Annotated in this window: 21 protein-coding genes and 1 pseudogene; 6 read left to right on the top strand and 16 right to left on the bottom strand. The window is 66.7% G+C overall.

Annotated elements, in window-relative coordinates:
• Positions 1 to 73: 73 nt before the first annotated feature.
• Both AAIL68_RS07635 and AAIL68_RS07630 read right to left on the bottom strand, forming a co-directional pair.
• Entirely contained in the window at positions 74 to 1495 is a 1422-nt protein-coding gene (locus AAIL68_RS07635) for a UdgX family uracil-DNA binding protein (RefSeq protein WP_347139112.1), read from the bottom strand.
• Positions 1492 to 2724: a putative DNA modification/repair radical SAM protein gene (locus AAIL68_RS07630; protein ID WP_347139111.1), complete on the bottom strand. Its 1233-nt coding sequence runs from the start codon at positions 2722 to 2724 to the stop codon at positions 1492 to 1494. The genes AAIL68_RS07635 and AAIL68_RS07630 overlap by 4 nt, the downstream gene beginning before the upstream one ends.
• 139 nt (positions 2725 to 2863) lie before the next feature.
• On the opposite strand from AAIL68_RS07630, the gene AAIL68_RS07625 reads away from it, so the two are divergent.
• The 4 genes from AAIL68_RS07625 to AAIL68_RS07610 all read left to right on the top strand — a co-directional run bounded on the left by AAIL68_RS07625 (position 2864) and on the right by AAIL68_RS07610 (position 6563).
• Entirely contained in the window at positions 2864 to 3457 is a 594-nt protein-coding gene (locus tag AAIL68_RS07625; protein ID WP_347139110.1) for an outer membrane lipoprotein carrier protein LolA, read from the top strand.
• Positions 3458 to 3573: 116 nt separating this feature from the next.
• Complete coding sequence (locus tag AAIL68_RS07620) at positions 3574 to 4821, top strand: MFS transporter (RefSeq protein WP_347139109.1); 1248 nt, start codon at positions 3574 to 3576, stop codon at positions 4819 to 4821.
• A 70-nt stretch (positions 4822 to 4891) separates the two neighbouring features.
• Positions 4892 to 5695 (top strand): 5'-nucleotidase, lipoprotein e(P4) family, encoded by an 804-nt coding sequence (locus AAIL68_RS07615; RefSeq protein WP_347139108.1) that lies wholly within the window; start codon positions 4892 to 4894, stop codon positions 5693 to 5695.
• Between the two features lie 169 nt (positions 5696 to 5864).
• Positions 5865 to 6563, top strand: coding sequence for an HAD family acid phosphatase (locus tag AAIL68_RS07610; protein ID WP_347139107.1), 699 nt, complete (start codon positions 5865 to 5867; stop codon positions 6561 to 6563).
• A gap of 165 nt (positions 6564 to 6728) precedes the next feature.
• Here AAIL68_RS07610 and AAIL68_RS07605 read toward each other — a convergent pair whose 3' ends face one another.
• The 6 genes from AAIL68_RS07605 to AAIL68_RS07580 are packed head-to-tail and all read right to left on the bottom strand — an operon-like array spanning position 6729 to position 11610.
• Entirely contained in the window at positions 6729 to 7331 is a 603-nt protein-coding gene (locus AAIL68_RS07605) for a hypothetical protein (protein WP_347139105.1), read from the bottom strand.
• The gene (locus tag AAIL68_RS07600) at positions 7328 to 8149 is read right to left on the bottom strand and encodes an ABC transporter permease (RefSeq protein WP_347139104.1); all 822 of its coding nucleotides are present in this window, start codon (positions 8147 to 8149) and stop codon (positions 7328 to 7330) included. The genes AAIL68_RS07605 and AAIL68_RS07600 overlap by 4 nt, the downstream gene beginning before the upstream one ends.
• Positions 8146 to 8877 carry an ABC transporter ATP-binding protein gene (locus AAIL68_RS07595; protein WP_347139103.1) on the bottom strand — a complete coding sequence of 244 codons (732 nt, stop codon included), beginning with the start codon at positions 8875 to 8877 and terminating at the stop codon, positions 8146 to 8148. Before AAIL68_RS07595 ends, AAIL68_RS07600 begins: the two co-directional genes overlap by 4 nt.
• Positions 8878 to 8902: 25 nt before the next feature.
• Positions 8903 to 9475 (bottom strand): hypothetical protein, encoded by a 573-nt coding sequence (locus AAIL68_RS07590; RefSeq protein ID WP_347139102.1) that lies wholly within the window; start codon positions 9473 to 9475, stop codon positions 8903 to 8905.
• A 27-nt stretch (positions 9476 to 9502) separates the two neighbouring features.
• Entirely contained in the window at positions 9503 to 10468 is a 966-nt protein-coding gene (locus tag AAIL68_RS07585) for a YVTN family beta-propeller repeat protein (protein WP_347139101.1), read from the bottom strand.
• Between the two features lie 8 nt (positions 10469 to 10476).
• Positions 10477 to 11610, bottom strand: a complete 1134-nt coding sequence (locus tag AAIL68_RS07580; protein WP_347139099.1) for an ABC transporter substrate-binding protein — start codon at positions 11608 to 11610, stop codon at positions 10477 to 10479.
• 218 nt (positions 11611 to 11828) lie between these two features.
• On the opposite strand from AAIL68_RS07580, the gene AAIL68_RS07575 reads away from it, so the two are divergent.
• Positions 11829 to 12383 (top strand): SRPBCC family protein, encoded by a 555-nt coding sequence (locus AAIL68_RS07575; RefSeq protein WP_347139250.1) that lies wholly within the window; start codon positions 11829 to 11831, stop codon positions 12381 to 12383.
• Entirely contained in the window at positions 12380 to 13309 is a 930-nt protein-coding gene (locus AAIL68_RS07570) for a PQQ-binding-like beta-propeller repeat protein (protein ID WP_347139098.1), read from the top strand. Before AAIL68_RS07575 ends, AAIL68_RS07570 begins: the two co-directional genes overlap by 4 nt.
• Here AAIL68_RS07570 and AAIL68_RS07565 read toward each other — a convergent pair.
• From AAIL68_RS07565 to AAIL68_RS07530, 8 genes and pseudogenes are all read right to left on the bottom strand, one after another.
• Complete coding sequence (locus AAIL68_RS07565) at positions 13284 to 13814, bottom strand: PQQ-dependent catabolism-associated CXXCW motif protein (RefSeq protein WP_347139097.1); 531 nt, start codon at positions 13812 to 13814, stop codon at positions 13284 to 13286. The genes AAIL68_RS07570 and AAIL68_RS07565 overlap by 26 nt on opposite strands.
• Positions 13811 to 14626 carry a substrate-binding domain-containing protein gene (locus AAIL68_RS07560; RefSeq protein ID WP_347139096.1) on the bottom strand — a complete coding sequence of 272 codons (816 nt, stop codon included), beginning with the start codon at positions 14624 to 14626 and terminating at the stop codon, positions 13811 to 13813. The genes AAIL68_RS07565 and AAIL68_RS07560 overlap by 4 nt, the downstream gene beginning before the upstream one ends.
• Before the next feature lies 1 nt (position 14627).
• Entirely contained in the window at positions 14628 to 15284 is a 657-nt protein-coding gene (locus tag AAIL68_RS07555) for a c-type cytochrome, methanol metabolism-related (RefSeq protein WP_347139095.1), read from the bottom strand.
• A 118-nt stretch (positions 15285 to 15402) separates the two neighbouring features.
• Entirely contained in the window at positions 15403 to 17280 is a 1878-nt protein-coding gene (locus AAIL68_RS07550; protein WP_347139094.1) for a methanol/ethanol family PQQ-dependent dehydrogenase, read from the bottom strand.
• 165 nt (positions 17281 to 17445) lie between these two features.
• Positions 17446 to 18279, bottom strand: a complete 834-nt coding sequence (gene fghA / locus AAIL68_RS07545; protein ID WP_347139093.1) for an S-formylglutathione hydrolase — start codon at positions 18277 to 18279, stop codon at positions 17446 to 17448.
• 159 nt (positions 18280 to 18438) lie between these two features.
• Positions 18439 to 19080: an ATP-dependent Clp protease proteolytic subunit gene (locus AAIL68_RS07540; RefSeq protein WP_347139091.1), complete on the bottom strand. Its 642-nt coding sequence runs from the start codon at positions 19078 to 19080 to the stop codon at positions 18439 to 18441.
• 77 nt (positions 19081 to 19157) lie between these two features.
• Positions 19158 to 20288: an S-(hydroxymethyl)glutathione dehydrogenase/class III alcohol dehydrogenase gene (locus tag AAIL68_RS07535; protein WP_347139090.1), complete on the bottom strand. Its 1131-nt coding sequence runs from the start codon at positions 20286 to 20288 to the stop codon at positions 19158 to 19160.
• Positions 20289 to 20375: 87 nt separating this feature from the next.
• A pseudogene (locus tag AAIL68_RS07530) lies at positions 20376 to 20573 on the bottom strand (aldehyde-activating protein); the annotation flags it as partial.

The raw sequence follows: 20573 nt of genomic DNA, 5'->3' as shown, positions 1-20573 counted from the left end.
GCACGGGGCATGCACCGCCGATGCACCGGGCGTGCACAGGGCGTACACCGGTTGCGGACGCCGGTGTTACCGGTCAGGCGGCCATCAGGCGGGCGGCCTGGGACAGGTCGGCGGCGAACTGTTCGCGCGCCTCGGCGGCGCGTTGGCCGTCCAGCCGCAGGATCAGGCTGGGATGCCAGGTGATCAGCGCCGGGCCGCCGTCCAGCGTCGTTTCCAGCGTGCCGCGCCGGGGGGTCAGGGGCGCGCGGTTGCCGGTCAGCGCGAATGCCGCCGTCGCGCCAAGCGCCAGGGTCAGGCGCGGCCGGACGAAGCTGCGCTCCAGGTCCAGCCACCACTTGCACTGCCGGATCTCTCCCGCGCCGGGGTTCTGGTGGATGCGGCGCTTGCCGCGCGGGGTGAACTTGAAGTGCTTCACCGCATTGGTCATCCAGGCCTGCGCGGGATCGAGGCCCGCTCCGGCCATCGTCTGGCGCAAAAGCTGCCCCGCCGGGCCGACGAAGGGGCGGCCCTGCAGATCCTCCTGGTCGCCCGGCGCCTCGCCCACGATCATCAGGGGGGCCGTGGGATCGCCCTCGCCCCAGACGGTCTGGGTCGCCGCATGGCACAGGTCGCAGCGGGTGCAGCGCCCGGCCTGGTCGCGCGCGGCCTCCAGCGTGTCGGGCGGGCGGTCGTCGGGGATCTGGCGGATGCGGGCGGTCACGCGAGCGGCGAAGGCCGGGGCGTCGGTCGCGCCCGCCTCGCGCATGGCTTGGACGCGGCGGGGGGCGTCGGCCAGCATCTCGGGAATCAGCGCGGTCTCGGACAGGTTCTTCCAGTATTTGCGCGGCATCTCGGACCGCATGGCATTGGTCTTGATGCGGGCCGGGTTGAAGATGTTGGCGAAATAGGTCTGCCAAAGCGTGTGACTGGCATCCACCGGGAAATCCAGGCGCGGCGCGGGGGGCGCATAGGTGATGGTGCCATCAAAGCGGGCGATGCCTTCGGGCGTGGCGATCAGCCAGTCCATGTCGGCGAAACGCCGGGCGAAGAAGGGGGCGGCGGCCTCAAGGATCAGGTGTTCCGGTTCGAACCAGGCGCCGAAGCTGCGGCGCGGGCCACCCTCCGGCAGTTCGTGGAAGCGCACGAAGGCGTGCATCTTGTGGATGTCGCGGCGCACGGATTTCGCCATGCGCCTCAGCCGGTCGGTCAGCGGATCGGCGGGATTGGTGACAAAGCCCCGGTCGTCCTGCAGGCGGATCAGGGCGGTGTAAAGCAGCGCCCAGCGTTCCGGGCCGGAATGGCTGGCGACGGTCTGGGCGAGGTCCAGGAAGTCCTTGGTGGCCGCCACGGGATGGGGACCGGGCGGCGGCAGGGGATCGGCCCCGAACAGGTCGGCGGGGCCGCCCTCATCGGCCCAGGTCACATCCCCCGGTGCCACGCGGTTGCTGGCCAGTTGCCGGGCCGCATCGCGCCACGCGCCAAACCGCCCGAAGCGCGGCAGATCCACCCGGATCATATGAGTTGCAACTGTTCCGGCTGCGGCGCGAAGCGCGCGCGCAGGCCCGCGCTGTCGGTCAGCGCGCCCGGATGCCAGTCGGGCAGCGTCACGAAGGCGCGCGCTTTCGACATGATCGCCCCCATCCGCAGCAGGTCGGCGTACCGTACCGGCCCGTTGCGCCGCGCGGCGAGGATCCGCGTCACCGTCCTGGTGCCGAAACCGGGGACGCGCAGCAGCATTTCTTTCGATGCCGTGGCCACATCCATCGGAAACTGCGCCCGGTTCGCCAAGGCCCAGGCCAGCTTGGGGTCGATCGCCAGGTCCAGGAAGCCCGAGGGATGGGCCGAGCCGATCTCCTCGGCCTCGAAGCCGTAGAAGCGCATCAGCCAGTCGGCCTGGTACAGGCGATGCTCGCGCATCAAGGGCGGCTTGATGAGCGGCAGGGCGGCGGAGGCATCGGGGATCGGGCTGAAGGCCGAATAATAGACCCGCTTCAGATCATAGCCGGAGTAGAGATTGGCCGAGGTCTTCAGGATATCCCGATCCGTCGCTGCATCCGCGCCGACGATCATCTGCGTGGACTGCCCCGCAGGCGCGAAACGCGGCGGGCGCTTGCCGGTGTGCGTGCTTTCCTTCGCAGCCTCGCGCGACAGGCGGACATCGGCCATGGCGGCGCGGATCGTCTCGGGGCGCTTTTCGGGGGCCAGTTCGCGGATGCTGGCGTCCTGCGGCAATTCGATGTTGACCGACAGGCGGTCGGCGAACAGCCCCGCCTGCGCCACAAGGTCGGGCGAGGCGTCGGGAATGGTCTTGAGGTGGATATATCCCTTGAAGCCGTGGTCCACGCGCAGCGTCCGGGCTATGCGGACCATCTGGGACATGGTTTCGTCCGGGCTGCGGATGATGCCCGAGGACAGGAACAACCCCTCGATCATGTTGCGGCGGTAGAATTCGAGGGTCAGCGTCACGACCTCCTCGGGCGTGAAGCGGGCGCGTTCGACATTGCTGCTGACGCGGTTGATGCAATAGGCGCAGTCATAGATGCAGAAATTCGTCAGCAGGATCTTCAAAAGGCTGATGCAGCGCCCGTCGGGCGTATAGGCGTGGCAGATGCCCATGCCTTCGGTCGATCCGATGCCGCCAGACCGCGCGTCGCGCCGGGTCGTGCCGCTGGACGCGCAGGAGGCGTCGTATTTCGCCGCGTCCGACAGGATCGCAAGCTTCTGGTGCAAGGTTCGCGCTGCCATAAAGGCGACTATATGTTCGCGTTACGTTCCGTTCAATGACCGTCTTGCCGGAACCCTCACATCGTTGAGAGCGTTCGCCGCCCGTGCCATCCGCCAGACGTGATGTGCATCCTGACCCGGAAAGGATATGATCGCCCGCATGAACATCAGATCCCTCGCCCTTGCGCCCGCCCTTGTTCTTGGTCTTGCCTTTCCGGCCCTGGCCGAACGGATTCCGCTGAACGAACTGTCGCGCTATCTGAACAGCCTGAAGACGGCCACGGCCGAGTTCACGCAGGTCAATCCCGACGGCTCGATCTCGACCGGGACGGTCTATATCCAGCGGCCGGGGCGCGTGCGGTTCGAATACAACAACGACAACACGCTGGTCATGGCGTCCGGCGGGAACGTGGCGGTGTTCGACCCCAAATCAAGCGGACCGCAGCAATATCCGCTGTCGCAGACGCCCCTGTCGATCATCCTGGACGCCAATGTGAACCTGGGCCGCGCCAACATGGTCACGGCGCATCGCGAATCGAAGAACGCCACGGTGGTCGTCGCGCAGGATCCGCAGCACCCGCAATACGGCAATATCCAGATGGTCTTCACGGGCGGGCCCACGCAGTTGCGCCAATGGGTCGTGACCGACGACAGCGGCCAGAAGACCACCGTGATCCTGGGCGAGATGCGCCAGGGCGGGTCGATCCCGGCCTCGAAGTTCTCGATCAACAACGAACTGGCGCGGCGCAACTGATCGGTTCGCGGGCTCCCATCACGGCGGCTGATGGATCGCATCACGCCGCCGGGGCTTGATCTTCGGGACATACAGGTTCAACGCTGGCTGCGACCTTTCGCCGCGCAGGTTCAGCCATGTCCGCCCAATCCCGTCTGTTCACGCCCATCCTGATCGGCGGATCGCTGATCCTGCTGATCAACTTCGCCCTGCGGGCCAGTTTCGGGGTCTTCCAGATCCCCATTGCCGCCGACTTCGGCTGGCCCAGGGCCGAGTTTTCGCTGGCCATCGCCATCCAGAACCTGGCCTGGGGGATCGGCCAGCCGATCTTCGGGGCGCTTGCGGAACGCTGGGGCGACCGCTGGGCGATCATCCTGGGCGCGATCCTGTATTCGGCGGGGCTGATCCTGACCTCCCTGGCGACCTCGCCCGCCACCATGCAACTGCTGGAGGTGATGGTCGGCTTCGGCATCGCGGGCACGGGCTTCGGCGTGATTCTGGCGGTGGTCGGCCGTGCGGCCAGCGACGAAAACCGCAGCCTGGCCCTGGGCATCGCCACCGCCGCCGGATCGGCGGGGCAGGTCTTCGGCGCGCCTTTGGCCGAGATCCTGCTGGGCTTCTATGCCTGGCAGACGGTATTCATCATCTTCGGCGTGATCGTGCTGGCCTGCCTGCTGTTTTTGCCGATGCTGGGCGACGGCAAGCCCGCCAGCCGCCACGAACTGGAAGAAAGCCTGGGCAGCGTGTTGAACCGCGCCTTCCGCGACCCGTCATACCTGATGATCTTCGCGGGCTTCTTTTCCTGCGGCTACCAGCTTGGCTTCATCACCGCCCATTTCCCGGCCATGGTGACGGAAATGTGCGGCCCGATCAGCCCGATGGGCACGCTGGCCTCCATCGGGATCACCACGACCTCGGCCCTTGGGGCGGCGGCGATCAGCCTGATCGGGCTGGCCAATATCGTGGGCTCGATCTGGTCGGGATGGCTGGGCAAGCGGTATACCAAGAAATACCTGCTGGCGGGGATCTATACCCTGCGCACCATCGCGGCGGCGGCCTTTATCCTGTTGCCGATCACGCCTGTCAGCGTCATCGTCTTTTCGCTGGTGATGGGGGCGCTGTGGCTGGCGACGGTGCCGCTGACCTCGGGCCTGGTCGCCCATATCTATGGGCTGCGCTACATGGGCACGCTTTACGGCTTCGTGTTCCTGTCCCACCAGATCGGATCCTTCCTGGGCGTCTGGCTGGGCGGCAGCCTTTACGACGCCTATGGCGACTACACCCTGGTCTGGTGGGTCGGCGTGGGCGTCGGCGCCTTCAGCGCGCTGATCCACCTGCCGGTGCGCGAGGCCCCGGCCCGCCTGCCTGCCGCCGTGGCGGCCTGAGCCCCGCAGGCGGCCATTGCCGCAGCCGCCGCGCTTCCTTAACGTCACCGCACGAAAGGGAGGAAAGACGATGACACGAACGACCATCCTGGGCTGCGCCCTGCTGGCGGGTCTGGCGGGGCCTGCCGCCGCGCAGGACACCACCGCAGCCGCCAGTCCGGCCGAAGCCGACAGCCAGGCCGCCGCCGCCGACTGCCCGGTCGCGGCATTCGCCATGGGCCTGCGCTTCCAGCAGCAATCGGCGGAAATCCGGGCCCTGCAGCTGCAGGCCTACAACATCGCCACCGAGAAACTGGACGCCGCCGTCAAGGCGGCCCCCGATCCCGCCAAGCTGGCGGTCGTGACCGACCTGGATGAAACGGTGATCGACAACACGCCCCTGCTGGCGCGCGACCTGGCCGACTGCCACACCTATGACGCCTGGGACACCTGGCTGCCCTGGGAACGCGACGGCAAGCCCACGCTGATCCCCGGCGCCAAGGAGTTCCTGGACCATGCCGACAGCCTGGGGGTAGCGATCCGCTATGTCTCGGACCGGGCGGACGAGCAGAAGGACCACACGCTGGCCACCCTGACCGAACTGGGCCTGCCGCAGGTCAGCCCCGAGACGGTGCTGCTGCTGGGCCCGCCCAAGGTCGAGCGGCGCGACCTTGTCGCGGCCGACCACCAGATCGTCCTGCTGCTGGGCGACACGCTGCACGACTTCGACGCCCGCTTCCGCAAGACCCCGCTGGAGGACCAGAAAGCCACCGTGGCGGGGGAAGCCGGGAAATGGGGGACCGAGTGGATCGTCCTGCCCAACGCCGCCTATGGCACCTGGTCCGAGGCGCCCCTGACCGAATGGGATGCCGAACCTGTCATCGAGGAGTGGTAAGCCACGGTTTGACCTTCCGGCGCGGTGGACCTACTACGGCATGTCGGCAATTCAGGGAATTGCCGACATGCCGTAGAAGACTGTTCATACGCATTTTCAGACGCAAAACCGGTATCCACTTTTGCTGAAAATGCTTCACCCTCCACCGTGCCAGACCGGGGACATGCCGATGACCGACCATCCACGCCGCCACCATCCGTCGGAACGCGCGATGGCGATCCGCTATCAGCAACGCTCGGCCGAGGTGAAGGCCCTGCAGCGGCAATGCTATGCCCTGGCGACGCTGCGGCTGCGCGCGGCGGTGGAAGCGAACGGCACCGGCCACGGCCTGGCCGTGGTCAGCGACATCGACGAGACGATCCTGGACAACACCGCCGTCATGGCCCATGCCATGGCCCTGGGCGAGGCCCTGGACGGGTTCGAGACCTGGAAGCTGTGGGAACGCGAAGGGATGCCCCATCTTCTGCCGGGTGCGGCCGATTTCTTCCACCTAGCCGACAACCTGGGCGTGACGATCTTCTATGTGTCCGACCGGTTCGAGGAAAACAAGCTGGCCACCATCGCCACCCTGTCGCGCCTGGGCCTGCCGCAGGTCCGGGCGGAACAGGTGCTGCTGTTCGGCTCGCCCAAGGCGGAACGCCGCGCGGCGGTCGAGCGCGACCACCGCATCATCCTGCACCTGGGCGACACGCTGCACGATTTCCACGGCTGCTTCGCGGGGGTGACGCTGGACGAACAGCACCGGCTGGCCGAAGATCACGCGGACCGCTTCGGCGAGGACTGGATCGTCTTCCCCAACGCCGCCCATGGGACATGGATGGAGGCGGAGTTGAGGCCGTGGGAGGCGCCGGGGGTGAAGCCGCGCTGACATCCGGCGGGCGAAGGCCATCGCCTTCGCCACGCGCTGCCGGTGCCGCAAGTGCCGCCGGGCCCCAAAGGCCCGGCCAGCGCCCGCCCTGCCCCCGGCGGGCGCTGGCCTCTCGGGGCCGCAGGATGGCACTGTTTCTGGTGGTACCCAATCACGCGGGCGGGGTCAGTCCTGATTCCTCAGATGCCCCGCAATCGCCCGGCCCAAGGCAAAGGCGCGCTGTTCCAGGATCACCGGGGTTTCGCAGACATAGGTCAGCATCTGCTGGCGTTCGGTGAAGACGCGCTGATCCCAGTCAAGCGCCTCCTCGGCCGCGTCGATGGCGTCGTAGTCGGGCGGCTCGGCCTTTTCCAGATCCGCCATTGCGGCGCGGCGATCCTCGATGCGGCGGGCCAGGTCCACCTGGCTGTGGCCATAGCGGGCGATGCCCTCGATCAGGGCGGATCGGTCGGGCTCGATCTTGTCGAAGATCGCGACCATCAGCGCGGTCAGATGCGCGTCATCGGTCCCCTTCGCGAAATCCGCGATGGCGGTTTCGGCTTCCTCCAGCGGCAGGCGGCGCTGTTCCAGCCGCGCGGCCAAAGCCTCGATCTGCGGATCGCGCGCCAGTTCCGTTACCTGGGCATCGGGCACCGGCCCGGTCCAGACCTGGCCCAGCGACAGATGCGGTTGCTTGCGCTGGATGCAGGGCCAGTCGGGGTCGGCGCCCGTTGCGGCCAGGGCCGGGCCTGCGGCCAGCATCAGGGCGAATGCGACGATGGTTTTCATCCCCTCTCCTTCCTCCGGGCCCAAAGGCCCTTGGCGGGATCATACATGAAGACGGCGGCACCGAAGAACACCGCAAGGCAGCCTGCGACGACGCCAAGCGCCAGCCCGTTCCATTCCAGATACAGCGCAAAGCGGATCAGTTCGACCGCATAGGTGAACGGATTGGCCGCGCAGATGTCGTGCAGCAGGGGCGAGCTTTCCCGCATCCGCCACAGCGGATAAAGCGCCGAGGACGCGAAGAACATCGGGAAGATCACGAAGTTCATCACGCCCGCAAAGTTCTCAAGCTGCCGGATGGCGGATGACAGGAACAGCCCCAGCGCGCCCAGCATCAGCCCCGACAGGATCAGCGCGGGGAAGACCGCGACATAGCCCCAGGCGGGCGGGCGGATGTCCCAGAACCAGGCGATCAGCAGAAAGGCATAGGCCTGGATGACCGACACGATCACCCCCGCCATCAGCTTGGATCCCAGCAGGAACCAGCGCGGAAAGGGGCTGACCAGCAGCGTCCGCATCGCCCCGGTTTCCCGGTCATAGACCATCGACAGCGACGACTGCATCCCGTTGAACAACTGGATCATCGCGACCAGACCGGGGGTCACATAGACTTCGTAGAGGACATAGGTCTGGTAGGGCGGCGTGATCGACAGGCCCAGGACGGCGCGGAAACCGGCGGCGAAGATGAACAGCCAGACCAGCGGGCGCACCAGGGCCGCAAGGAAGCGCCCGCGCTGCTGGACGAAGCGCAGCGTCTCGCGCCAGGCGATGCCGCGGAAGGCGGTGGCCCAGGCTGTCGCGGGAAAGCGGCGGTCGCTCATGCGGCGGCCCCGGTCAGCGACAGGAAGGTCTGCGTCAGCCCGGCTGGCCCGGCGATCGCCGCCGCCTTGCCCGCCTGCAGCACGCGGCCCTTGTGCAGGATCACCAGGTCGTCGTCCCCCTGGATTTCGTCCATGATATGCGTGGCCCAGAGCGCCGACACGCCTTCGGCCGCGATCAGGCGGCGGGTCAGGGCCAGAACCTCGGCCCGCGACTTCACGTCCAGGCCCACCGTCGCCTCGTCCAGCAGCAGAAGGTCGGGGCGGTGGATCAGGGCGCGGGCGATTTCCGCCCGGCGGCTTTGCCCGCCCGACAGGGCGGACACGCGGTCATGCGCCCGGCTTTCCAGCCCCACCTGCGCCAGAACCTGCGCCGTCCGCTCGCGCGCCTGGGCCCGCCCGATGCCGTGCAGGGCTGCGTGATAGGCCAGGTTCTGCGCCACCGTCAGATCGGCGTCGAGCGCGCGGCTCTGGAACACCACGCCCAACCGGGCCATGGCCTGGGCGGGCTGGCGGCGCAGGTCGTATCCCGCGACCTCGATGCTGCCCGAGACATTGCTGTAAAGCCGCGTCACCAGGGAGAACAGCGTGGTCTTGCCCGCGCCGTTCACGCCAAGCAGCGCGGTGAAGCTGCCGCGCGGCACCGCCAGCGACACGTCCGACAGCGCCTGAGTGCTGCCGAAGCGGTGCGACAGGCCGGTGATGCGCAGGGCGTCGGCCGGGTCAGTCAAGAACGGGGTTCCCCATTGCCTTCCCTTACTGGATGTTGAACACGGCCTGCTGGCTTTCGCCCGAGGATCCCGGCACCGACAATGTATAGCGTCCGGGCGTCACCGCAACGAAGCTGATCGTCGCCGTTCCCGCATTGTCGAATTCGATGCTGTGGACGCCCATGGGACGGATCTCGATGTCGTTGATGACGATCTCGTTGATCCAGATGGCGCGGAAGAAATCGCCGCCCGACAGCGCCAGTTCCTGGCTGCCGTCGGCATTGATGGCGATGCGGTAGAATCCGCCCGACTTCAGCGTGTATTCGCCGCCCGCGACCGGCTGGCCGGATGCCAGCGTCAGGGGCGCCAGATCGGTACGGTTGTCGCGCGCCATGATGCCCGAAAAGCCGTAATCGAACTTGCCCTTGGCCTCATAGACCGCCGCGGCCTCGCCACCCGCTTCCTCCTCGTCGTCGTCATCATCGTCCTCCTCGGCCCCGGCGGGATCGGAGGCGGCCTCGGTGGCGGCTGCGCCTTCGGCGGCGGGGGCGGTTTCCTGCGCGGCGGCGGGGACGGACAGGCCGGCCATGATCATCAGGACGGTCAGCAGACGGATCATATCATTCTCCTTGGGAAATGGGTGGCATCAATTCGGCGCGACCACGACGCCCCAGGGCTGCTGGCCCACGGGGATGGACTTGACGACCTTCTCGGCCTCGACATCGATGACCGACACGTCGTTGGAATTGCCGTTGGTGGTGAACAGGTATTTCTCGTCGGGGGTGAAGGCCATCTGCCAGACCCGCTGGCCGACCAGAAGGTAATCCCGGACCTCGTCCGTCTCGCCGTCGATCACGGCCACGCGGTTCGACGGGCCGAGCGCCACGAAGACCTTCTTGCCGTCATCCGTCACGCGCACGCCGACGGGCTGGATCGCCTCGGGCAGCACGCCCGGCACCTCAAAGGTGATCTTCTTCACGATCTGCTGTGTCGCCGGGTCGATGACGCTGACCGTGCCGCCGATCTCGGCGCTGACATAGAGCTTCGTGCCGTCGTGGTTGTATTCGGCAAAGCGGGGGCGCGAGTCCACAAGGACGTTGGCCACGATCTCGAACGTGTCGGTGTCGATGAAATGGGCCATGTTCGTCGTTTCCGACGTGTTGATGACGATCTTGCCATCGGGGCTGACGCCCATGCCCTCGGGCTCCACCCCCACCGGGATTTCGGCAAGCACCTGATGGGTCTTCACATCGACCACGGTGACAAGGTTGTCATCCTCGTTGGCGATATACAGGGGATTGCCCGACGGATGCAGCACGAACAGTTCCGGGTCGGGGCCGGAGGGCAGGCTGTGCGTTTCCTCCATCGTGTTCGGGTCGAAGACGCGGACCAGGTTGTCGTCGGACGCGCAGACGTAAAGTTCGGATCCGTCGGGGGCGATGGCGATGCCGCGCGGGCGGTTGCCGACCGGATAGGTGCCGATCACCTCCAGCGTTTCGCTGTCCAGCACGGTCACGTCATTGCCTTTTTCATTGCTGACGAAGACGCGGTTGGCCAGGGCGGGGTCGGCCAGCAACGCAAGCACCGGAGTCAGGATCAGAAGCTGCCTCATGGAACCTCTCAAAAGGAACATTCGGTTTCGGGACGGTCGATGCCCAGCGTGTCAAGCGCGCTTGTCTGGTGCAGGTACTGGTCCTGCGGGCTGACCGAGGTGGTGATCGGGCCTGTCGTCAGCAGGATCGGCTGGCGGACCTGGTGGTCCCAGTCGCGCACCGTCAGCTTCTGCCCCTTGAAGCCCGCCACGTCGAACTGATCCGACAGGATGAAGTCGCGCAGGGTGGCGGGATCGGCGGACTGGGTCCGCGTCGCGGCCTCGCCCACGATGCGCAGGGCCAGCCAGGCCTGATAGTCGTCCTCGCGGATCGGGCGGTTCGCCAGTTCCTCGAAGCGGTTCTGGAACTGCATCCCGCCCCAGGCCTCCATCGCCGGATGCCAGCTTCGCGGCACTAGACCGGCGGATCCGGCCACGGGACGCGGATCCCAGGTGAGATAGGGCAGGTAGGGGGCGAAGATGTCGCTTTCGTCCGCCGCGATCAGGATGTCGTAATCGGGCGCGCGCTGCGTGAAGACCGGCATCTGCGCCTGGACCTGGACATGGCCCGAATCGGTGCTGCGTGCCCCGCCGGTATCCTCGTAGACGCGTTCCTCCACGATCGTCGCGCCGAACTTGGCGGCCGAACGGCGATAGGCGGCGGCCAGGGCCTCGTCCTCGGGGTGGCTGCCAAGGACCAGAAACCAGTCGGGCCAGTTCTTCCACATCAGGAACTGCGTCAGGGCATCGGCCAGCATCGCATGGCTGGGCGCGACATGGATGGTGTTGGCGCGGCAATCGGCCCCGCGCAGGCGGTCGCCACGGGCATGGGCGTTCAGCAGCATGGCGCGGTCGCCCGCCTGGTCGGCCAGGGCCAGCGTGGTCGCGTCATCGGCCAGGACCACGACGAAGGGGATGCCGTCGGCCAGGATCCTGTCCATGGCGGCGGCGGCGGTCTCGGGCGTGGCGGTGACCTCCAGCGCCTCGAAATCCTGGTTCATGAAGCGGCCGGTGGTGTCGTTGTCCTGGATGGCCAGCCGCGCGCCGGCAAAGCCCAGATCCGCGACCGGCAGATCCAGCCGCGAAATCGGCGGCAGCCCCGGCTTGTCCACGCGCAGCACGGCGGCCCGGATCTGCTGCATGGCCGGCTGCGCTTCGGCCATGACCGGCGCCGCAAAGGCGCAGGCACCAGCCAAAAGTCCCATGATTCCCTTGAACATTTCGCGTCTCCCCGCCCGCATGTTGGGTCGCGGATCGCCCCCCGGCAAGACGGTTTATGTTCCCGTCCCCATCGGGAAGATTTGGATCAGTCTTAGGTCTTATGGACGCCGCCCGCGTCCAGGCGCATGGTCGAACCCCACAGGAGGAAACCCGAGACATGATGCACAAGATGCTGGGCCTTGCCGTCGCCGCGACACTGGCCTTTGCCGCGACGGCCCAGGCGCACGGGCCGGCGCGGCTGAAGACCGAACAATCGGTCGTCCTGGACGCCACCCCCGACGAAGTCTGGCAGGTCATCGGCAGGTTCGACGACATGGGCTGGCACCCCGCCGTCGCCAGCACCGCCATGACGCCCGAAGGCGCCCCCGCCGATGTCCCCGAGGAATCGACCCGCGTCCTGCACCTCAAGGCGGAAAGCGGCGATCCGACCATCACCGAAAGGCTGATGTCCATCGACCCGGCGAAGCGTCAGTACAAGTACATGATCACCGATGTCGCGGTCGAGGTGCTGCCGGTGACGAACTATTCCTCGACCATCCAGGTCAAGGACAAGGACGGCCATGCCGAGGTGGTCTGGAAGGGCGGCTTCTATCGCGGCTATCCCAACAACGACCCCCCGGCCAACCTGAACGACGATGCCGCGATGGCGGCGGTGAACGGGATCTACAAGGCGGGCCTCGATGCCTTGGCCGAACGCTTCGGCAAGGCCGAGTGAGGATCCTTGCGCTGGCCCTGATGCTGGCATCCCCTGCCTTGGCGGGGGATCTGGCCTTTGTCACCAGCCAGAACGCCGACATGGTGACGGTGCTGGACACGGCCACGGGCCAGGTTCTCGCGCAGACGCCGATTGCCGGAAAGCCCGCGCCTGTGGCCTATGACCCGGCCATGGGGCGCGCCTATGTGGTGGCAGTGGATACCGGGCGGCTGTATGTCCTGGACGAACGCGGCGGCGTGAAGGCCAGCCGCAACCTGGGCGAAGGCGCCTTTGGCCTGGCCGCAGCACCGGGGGGCGGGCTTTACGTCACCGACTGGTTCGGGGCGCGGCTGATCCATCTGGACCGGAACCTGCAAAGGGCCTGGGACGTGCCGACCGGCGCCGCCCCCGCCGGGGTGGCGGTCAGCGGCGACGGCCGCTGGGTGGCGACGGCGGATCGCGACGACGACCAGGTCAGCATCTTCGACGCCGCGACGGGCACGCTGCTGCACCGCGTCAGGACGGCGGGCGCGCATCCCTTCGGCATCACCTTCCATGACGGGCGGTTCTGGACGGCGGATGTGCAGGGTGACACGGTGTCGGTGATCGACCCCGGCGCGGGCAGGCTGGCGGGCAGCATCCCCACCGGCAGCCACCCCTATGCGGTGGGCTTTGCGGGCGGGCGCGGCTTTGTCACCAACCAGTATGCGGGCACGCTGACGGTCTTCGATCCCGTCACCCTGGATGTCCTGGACGAAATCCCCATCGGCGACTATCCCGAAGGCATCAGCCCGCTGCCGGATGGCAAGGCGGTCGCGGTCGCCAACTGGGATTCGGACAGGCTGGTCATCCTGGACGCCGCCAGCCTGTCCATCACGTCCGAGATCGCCATGCCTTCGGGCCCCCGCGCCTTCGGGCAGTTCACGGGGCGACAGGTGTCGCCCTGACCAGGGGGGCGCCGCCCGCCTGCTGCCAGTCCTCGATCCCGCCGGGAAACCAGTGGACGGCGGTATAGCCCAGGGCGACGGCCCGGCGCGCGGCATTCCAGCTCATCCAGCAGTCGCTGCGGCAGAAGATGACCAGGGGCGCTGCGGGATCGCCCTTCGATGCCTCGGCCAGGCCGCGTTCCAGGCGCGCCTGTTCGGCGGGGGCCAGCCTGTCATAGCCGGTATCCCACAGCCAGACCGCGCCGGGGATCGTTTCATGCACCGGCTCGCGCCAGATCGTGCCTTCGGGCAGCCCTTCGGGCCGGGTCTTGCGGGGCAGGACATCCAGGAAGGGCACGCCCTCCGCCTGCAGCCGGATCGCCTGCGCGCCGTCGATGACCGTGGCGCCTTGCAGGGTCGCGGGGACCGGGGCGCGGTAAGGCTCGCCCCGGTAGCCGCCCGGTTCAGGCACCTGGGCGGCGACCGGTCCCGCCAGCAGAAGTGCCAGCAGGACCGCGCGGATCACGGGATCAGCTCCTTGCCGTAATCGTCCACCAGCGGCACGCCCGCATCGCGCAGGATGGCGTGGATGTCGTCCTGGTGGCGGCGGATCAGGCTGTTCAACTCCCGCTTCCATTCCTGTTCCGGCAGCCGCACCCCCATGGTGATGCGATAGAACATCTTGGGCCCCGCCGTTTCCTTCAGCAGCGGCGTGAACTGCAGGTCGGGATCGTCCTTGACGCGCGGCCCGGCCAAGGGCCCCCACAACACGGCGGCATCCAGCGTGCCGTCCTTGACGCCCGCGATCAGGTCGCCCACCGGATCCTCGACCCGACGGTCCACGAACAGATCGACGCCGCGCATGTCCTTGGCCAGCCCCGCCCGCGCCATGATCGTGGCGGGCGGCGTGCCCGCCACGACGCCCAGGTCGTGGCCCTTCAACGCCGGGTCGGACAGGTGATCGACCTTGGCCAGATCGCTGTCCCGGCGCGTCACGATCCCATAGACCGAGGTATAATAATGGTTCGTGTTCTGCACCAGTTCGTCGCCCTGGGCATAGCCCATGACGACATCGCATTTTCCTTCGCGCAGGGTCTTGGCGATGAAGCCCATGCCCGAGGGAAACCAGGTATAGGTCACGGGCCGGCCCAGCCATTCCCCGAAAGCCTGGGCCAGCCTGTTTTCGAACCCCGACCCGTCGCGGACCGACATGGGCGCGTTGGCCGGGTCGGCGCAGACGCGGAACTGCGTGTTTGACCGCAGATCCGCCACCTGCGCCGAGACAGGCAGGGTGCCCGACAAGGCCAGGATCAGCGCCAGCCTCGAAAGCCCGCGCATCTTACATCGACATGCAGGATTCTTCCTGCGCCTTGTATTCGTCGGTCTTTTCGCCGCGCTCCGCAGGACGCCCACGGCCGATCTCTCCGGTCCCATGAGCCAGCAGATAGACATAGATATCGTCGATGTAGCACCAGACGTTCTTGTTCGTCCCGAAGGCCGGCATGACCGAGTTCGTGCCTTGACGCCCCGAGGCCACGACCTCCTGGAACTCGTAGTAATCCATCCGCAGCACCGAGTTCTTCAGTGCAGGCGCATAGGTCGAGCCTTCGCCGTCCGGTCCGTGGCAGACATGGCATTCGGCATGATAGCGACGGAAGCCGTTGAAAGTCGCAAAATCGACGACCTTGCCGTCGATCTTGAAGGTCGGAATACCTTCGGCATTGTACCAGCGGCCGTTTTCCTGCGTGACGGGGGTGATGTCCATGCCGTTGGGAAGGGTGGCCGCCCCTCCGGCCATCTCGGCAGGGGCGTCGCTTCCCTCGGGCGCGGCTTCAGCCGCCGCCGCGCCTTCGGCTGCGGGCGCATTGCCCGATGCCGCGGCAGCCGCACCGGCCCCTGCCTCGGCCGCGGGGGCCGTCGTCGTATCCTGCGCCCAGGCCGTGGCGGCCAGCGACGCACCAAGGACCAGCGCCGTCAGGCTGGTGATGGCTTTCATGCTGTCATTCCTCCCAAGAAGTCCCTTTTTACCTGCCCTCGTCAGGTAAAATCCCCCCGCAGCTTAACCACGGGGGGACCGTTTCACAGTGCAAGTTTGCGTGGGCGGGCCGAAAGTATTAGCCGCTGGTGCCGCCTTCGGCAGGCGCCGGTTCCGCCGCCGGCTCAGCCGCCGGTTCAGCCGAGGCCGAAGCCTCGCCCGGCAGTTCGAACACGGTCAGCTGCCCGCCAAGTTCGGTGTAATCACCCAGCGCGGCATAGCCGCCCACGGCGCCCAGGCCCTCGTTCGGGTTGGTCAGGCCCGCCGCGAGGCCGATGCCTGCCCAGCCGCCGACGCCCGACAGGATGCCGATGTACTGCTTGCCGCCATGGACATAGGTCATCACGTTGCCGATGATCCCGGACGGGGTCTTGAACTTGTAAAGTTCCTTGCCCGTGTCGGCATCGACCGCCTTCAGATAGCCTTCCAGCGTGCCATAGAAGACCACGTCGCCCGCCGTGGCCAAGGCACCCGACCAGACCGAGAACTGCTCGGGCAGCGACCACTTGATCTTGCCCTCGATATTGTCCCAGGCGATGAAGTTGCCCATGCCGCCATGGCTGTCGGGCGCCGGATACATCGACAGGGTGGCGCCGACATAGGGCTGGCCCGCCGTATAGGCGACGCGGAACGGTTCATAGTCCATGCAGACGTGGTTGGTCGGCACGTAGAAGGTCTTGGTCTTGGGCGAATAGGCCGCGGGCTGCTGGTCCTTGGAGCCGAGCGCCGCCGGGCAGATGCCGGTGGTGTTCTCGTCCTCGCCGTTCTGGGCGGTCGAGTATTCGGCCACGACCTGGGGGCGGCCATATGTTTCCGAATTCGGATCCATGTCCACGCCGGTGGCCCAGTTGACGGCCGGGTCGAACTTCTCGGCCACCAGCAACTCGCCCGTCTCGCGGTCCAGCGTATAGGCAAAGCCGTTGCGGTCGAAATGGGTCAGAAGCTTGCGCATCTGGCCGTCGATTTCCTGGTCGGTCAGGATGTTCTCGTTGACGCCGTCGAAGTCCCATTCGTCATGGGGCGTCATCTGGTAGAACCACTTGGCCATGCCGGTATCGGCATCACGCGCCATGATGGTCATCGACCACTTGTTGTCGCCCGGACGCTGCGACGGGTTCCAGGTCGAGGGGTTGCCGGTTCCGTAATAGACCAGGTTCAGGTCGGGATCGTAGGAGAACCATCCCCAGATCGAGCCGCCCCCGATCTTCCACTGATCGCCTTCCCAGCTGTTCAGGCTGCTGTCCTTGCCGACCGGCTTGCCCAGATGGGTGGTCTTTTCGGGATCGACCAGCATTTCCTCGTCGGGGCCGGTGGAATAGGCCTTCCAGGCCACGGATCCATCGGCCAGGTTCAGCGCGGTCATCCGGCCACGGACGCCGTATTCACCGCCCGAAACGCCGACCATCACCTTGTCCTTGACCGGCATCACGGTCGCGGTCAGCGTCTCGCCGATGGCCGGGTCGCCGATCTTGGTGGACCATTTCACCTCGCCCGACTTGGCATCCAGCGCCACCACGGTGGTGTCGGCCTGCGACAGCAGGATCATCCCGTCGGCATAGGCCAGGCCGCGGTTGACGGTATCGCAGCACATCACCGCGATGACTTCGGGGTCCTGCTGGGGTTCGTAACGCCACAGGATCTTGCCGTCGTTGTTCAGGTCAAGGGCGAAGACGTTGTTGGGGAAGGGCGTGTGGACATACATGATGTCGCCGATCACCAAGGGACTGCCCTCGTGGCCGCGCAGCACCCCGGTCGAGAAGGTCCAGGCCACCCGCAGGTCGCCCACGTTGTCGCGGTTGATCTGGTCCAGTTCGGAATAGCGCGTGTTGGCATAGTCGCCGGTCTGGATCGCCCATTGTTCCGGCTTGCCCGTCTCGGCCAGAACGCTGTCGTTGGCATAGGCGGCCGCGCCAGTGAGAAGCAGCACGGCGACCGTGCTGTTCAGCAATCTTTTCATGAAGTGCTCCTCCGCTGTTGGAAGCAGGCAGCGGGCTTCCTCCTCCCGTGCCGTCCAACAGCCACTCTTTGACCGCCATCCCCTTGCGTCAATGCGCGGTTTTGGCATTTAGCCCTAAAGTCTTAGGGCTAAATGCCAAAGCGGCCGGGAATGATCGGCAAGGCCCTACAAAAGTCGTTCGGCGTGCCACATCACATGGTCGGCCATGAAGCTTTGCACGAAGAAATAGCTGTGGTCATAGCCGGGCTGCATGCGGAACTGGCCCGGCTGCCTGCGCGCCGTCATGGCCTGGGCCAGGGCCTCGGGTTTGAGCTTGTCCAGGAACTGGTCGGCGCTGCCCTGGTCGATCAGAACCTCGCCCGGATAGCCGCGCTCGGTCATCAGGATGGTGGAATCATGGGCGCGCCAAGTGCTGCGGTCATCACCCAGATAGGCGGTCAGCTGCTTCTGGCCCCAGTCGGATTCGGTGGGGTTGGCGATGGGCGCGAAGGCCGAGACGGACTTGTAGCGTTCGGGATGGGTCATGGCGATGGTCAGCGCGCCGTGCCCGCCCATGGAATGGCCGGTGATGCCCATGGCCTCGGGGTCGATGGCGAAGTTGCCCGCCACCAGTTCCGGCAGTTCGTGGACGATGTATTGCCACATCTGGAAATGCGGCGCCCAAGGATCCTGCGTCGCGTTGACATAGAAGCCCGCGCCCTTGCCCAGGTCATAGGCCTCGTCATCCGCCACGCCCTCGCCGCGCGGCGAGGTGTCGGGAAAGACGATGGCGATGCCGGCCTCGGCGCACCATGCTTGCGCTGCGGCCTTGGTCATGGCGTTTTCATGGGTGCAGGTCAGGCCCGACAGGTACCACAGCACCGGCACGCGTTCGCCCGCCACCAGTTCCGGCATGAAGACCGCGAAGGTCATGTCGGTGTTCGTCGCCTGCGAGCGGTGGCGGTAAACGCCCTGCGTGCCGCCGAAGCTGCGGTTTTCGGAAAGGGTTTCCAGGCTCATCGCGTCTCTCCTGCTGGTTCGGGCGCGCTGCCGCCCGGTGACGCGGCGACGTAACGACGCGCGCGCGCGGGCCGCAATGCCAAATCCGGGCGTCTGCACCAAAGGGACGGCATCCGCCGCCCGGTCGGGCAGGGCGGCAATCCGCCCCGCCCCCTGGCGTCAGGCCAGTTCGTCCACGGAGCGGATCACGCGGCCCAGCAATCCGTAATCCAGCGCTTCCTGCGTGTTCAGCCAGAAGTCGCGCTGCGTGTCCTTCTCGATCCGCTCGACCGTCTGGCCGGTGGCATCGGCGAAGATCTGGTTCAGCCGGTCGCGCATCAGGCGGACCTGTTCGGCCTGGATCATCATGTCCGACGACGTGCCGCCGATCCCGCCCGAGGGCTGGTGGATCAGGAAGCGCGTGTTCGGCAGGCAGTAGCGGTTTTCCTTCTTCGCGGCCACGAAGATCAGCGCGCCCGCCGAGGCGACCCAGCCCGACCCGATGGTGCGCACGGTCGGGCGGATGAACTTGATCACGTCATGGATCATGTCGCCCGATTCCACATGCCCGCCGGGGGACGAGATCAGCATGTTGATCGGACGGTCCGAGTCCTCGGCCAGGGCCAGCAGATGCGCCACGGTGCGCTGCGCCAGCTTGTCGTTGATGGTGCCCGCGACGATCACCGTGCGCGACTTGAAATACAGCTTGCCGATCTTGTCGCCTTCGGGAAGGCCCAGGCCGCCGTCCTTCTCGCCCTCGTGGCGCCGGTCGTCCTCTTCCGGTTCGTCGTCGTCGTCATCGTCCAGCCACTGGTGACGCATCGGCCTGCTCCTTCGTTTCTCATGGCGACGGCGGGACCATGGCCCCGCCGTTTCCTTACCTATGCAGCCCTTAAGGATCAGTAAAGGACGACCGAGCGGATCGACTCGCCCTTGTGCATCAGATCGAAGCCCTTGTTGATGTCGTCCAGCGGCATGGTGTGGGTGATCATCGGGTCGATCTCGATCTTGCCGTCCATGTACCAGTCCACGATCTTCGGAACGTCCGTGCGCCCGCGCGCCCCGCCGAAGGCCGTGCCCTTCCAGACCCGGCCCGTGACCAACTGGAACGGCCGCGTGCTGATCTCGGCGCCCGCCGCAGCCACGCCGATGATGATCGACTGGCCCCAGCCGCGATGGGTGCATTCCAGTGCGTCGCGCATCACCTTGGTGCTGCCGGTCGCGTCGAAGGAATAATCCGCCCCGCCGATCTGGTCGAAGGGGGTCTTGGTCATCTCGACGATATGCTGGACGATGCTGCCGTCGATTTCCTTGGGGTTGACGAAATGGGTCATCCCGAAGCGCTCGGCCATTTCCTTCTTGTCGTTGTTGAGATCAACGCCGATAATCATGTCGGCGCCCGCCAGACGCAGGCCCTGGATCACGTTCAGCCCGATGCCGCCCAGGCCGAAGACCACCGCCTTGGCGCCGATTTCCACCTTGGCGGTGTTGATGACCGCGCCGATGCCGGTGGTCACGCCGCAGCCGATGTAGCAGATCTTGTCGAAGGGCGCGTCCTCGCGGACCTTGGCCACCGCGATCTCGGGCAGCACCGTGTAGTTCGAGAAGGTCGAGCAGCCCATGTAGTGATGGATCGGCGTGCCATCCAGCATCGAGAAGCGCGTGGTGCCGTCGGGCATCAGGCCCTGGCCCTGGGTGGCGCGGATCGCCGTGCAGAGGTTGGTCTTGCCCGACAGGCAGGACGGGCATTGGCGGCATTCGGGGGTGTAGAGCGGGATCACGTGGTCGCCCGGCTTGACCGAGGTGACGCCGGGGCCGACCTCGACCACGACGCCCGCGCCCTCGTGGCCCAGGATCGCCGGGAAGATGCCTTCCGGGTCGTCGCCCGAGCGGGTGAATTCGTCGGTGTGGCAGATGCCGGTGGCCTTGATCTCGACCATCACCTCGCCCGCCTTCGGGCCTTCGAGGTTGACTTCCATCACTTCCAGCGGCTTGCCAGCTTCCAGCGCTACGGCGGCACGGGTTCTCATTGTCACTTCTCCTGTTCGGTCGTTCGGTCAAGGCCGAAGGGGCCGCGTCGCGGCCCCTTGGTTTTGTGTGGGGGGATCGGCAGCCCGTCAAGCAGCCAGCGCGCCGGAACGCTTGGCGATATGGGTCGCGATGGCGTCCATCAGGGGCGGCGACAGCGCGTCATAGGGTTCCAGCCCCAGTTCGCGCAGCCGCGCCCGGATGCCGTCCATCCGCGACGGATCGACACCCGATTCGATCACGCTGCTGACAAAGGCCGCGAATTCGGGGGCGGACCAGCCGGCTTC

The sequence above is a fragment of the Paracoccus sp. SSK6 genome, assembly GCF_039770665.1.
Taxonomy (GTDB): Bacteria; Pseudomonadota; Alphaproteobacteria; order Rhodobacterales; family Rhodobacteraceae; genus Paracoccus.
The sequence above is the reverse complement of the archived record's forward strand: the minus strand, read 5'-3'. Positions and strand labels throughout refer to the sequence as shown.

Excerpts from the sequence above, each read along its gene's own strand:
- AAIL68_RS07635 (WP_347139112.1), bottom strand. The coding sequence starts at position 1,495 with ATGATCCGGGTGGATCTGCCGCGCTTCGGGCGGTTTGGCGCGTGGCGC.
- AAIL68_RS07630 (WP_347139111.1), bottom strand. The coding sequence starts at position 2,724 with ATGGCAGCGCGAACCTTGCACCAGAAGCTTGCGATCCTGTCGGACGCG.
- AAIL68_RS07625 (WP_347139110.1), top strand. The coding sequence starts at position 2,864 with ATGAACATCAGATCCCTCGCCCTTGCGCCCGCCCTTGTTCTTGGTCTT.
- AAIL68_RS07620 (WP_347139109.1), top strand. The coding sequence starts at position 3,574 with ATGTCCGCCCAATCCCGTCTGTTCACGCCCATCCTGATCGGCGGATCG.
- AAIL68_RS07615 (WP_347139108.1), top strand. The coding sequence starts at position 4,892 with ATGACACGAACGACCATCCTGGGCTGCGCCCTGCTGGCGGGTCTGGCG.
- AAIL68_RS07610 (WP_347139107.1), top strand. The coding sequence starts at position 5,865 with ATGACCGACCATCCACGCCGCCACCATCCGTCGGAACGCGCGATGGCG.
- AAIL68_RS07605 (WP_347139105.1), bottom strand. The coding sequence starts at position 7,331 with ATGAAAACCATCGTCGCATTCGCCCTGATGCTGGCCGCAGGCCCGGCC.
- AAIL68_RS07600 (WP_347139104.1), bottom strand. The coding sequence starts at position 8,149 with ATGAGCGACCGCCGCTTTCCCGCGACAGCCTGGGCCACCGCCTTCCGC.
- AAIL68_RS07590 (WP_347139102.1), bottom strand. The coding sequence starts at position 9,475 with ATGATCCGTCTGCTGACCGTCCTGATGATCATGGCCGGCCTGTCCGTC.
- AAIL68_RS07585 (WP_347139101.1), bottom strand. The coding sequence starts at position 10,468 with ATGAGGCAGCTTCTGATCCTGACTCCGGTGCTTGCGTTGCTGGCCGAC.
- AAIL68_RS07580 (WP_347139099.1), bottom strand. The coding sequence starts at position 11,610 with ATGGCCGAAGCGCAGCCGGCCATGCAGCAGATCCGGGCCGCCGTGCTG.
- AAIL68_RS07575 (WP_347139250.1), top strand. The coding sequence starts at position 11,829 with ATGCACAAGATGCTGGGCCTTGCCGTCGCCGCGACACTGGCCTTTGCC.
- AAIL68_RS07560 (WP_347139096.1), bottom strand. The coding sequence starts at position 14,626 with ATGCGCGGGCTTTCGAGGCTGGCGCTGATCCTGGCCTTGTCGGGCACC.
- AAIL68_RS07555 (WP_347139095.1), bottom strand. The coding sequence starts at position 15,284 with ATGAAAGCCATCACCAGCCTGACGGCGCTGGTCCTTGGTGCGTCGCTG.
- AAIL68_RS07550 (WP_347139094.1), bottom strand. The coding sequence starts at position 17,280 with ATGAAAAGATTGCTGAACAGCACGGTCGCCGTGCTGCTTCTCACTGGC.
- fghA (WP_347139093.1), bottom strand. The coding sequence starts at position 18,279 with ATGAGCCTGGAAACCCTTTCCGAAAACCGCAGCTTCGGCGGCACGCAG.
- AAIL68_RS07540 (WP_347139091.1), bottom strand. The coding sequence starts at position 19,080 with ATGCGTCACCAGTGGCTGGACGATGACGACGACGACGAACCGGAAGAG.
- AAIL68_RS07535 (WP_347139090.1), bottom strand. The coding sequence starts at position 20,288 with ATGAGAACCCGTGCCGCCGTAGCGCTGGAAGCTGGCAAGCCGCTGGAA.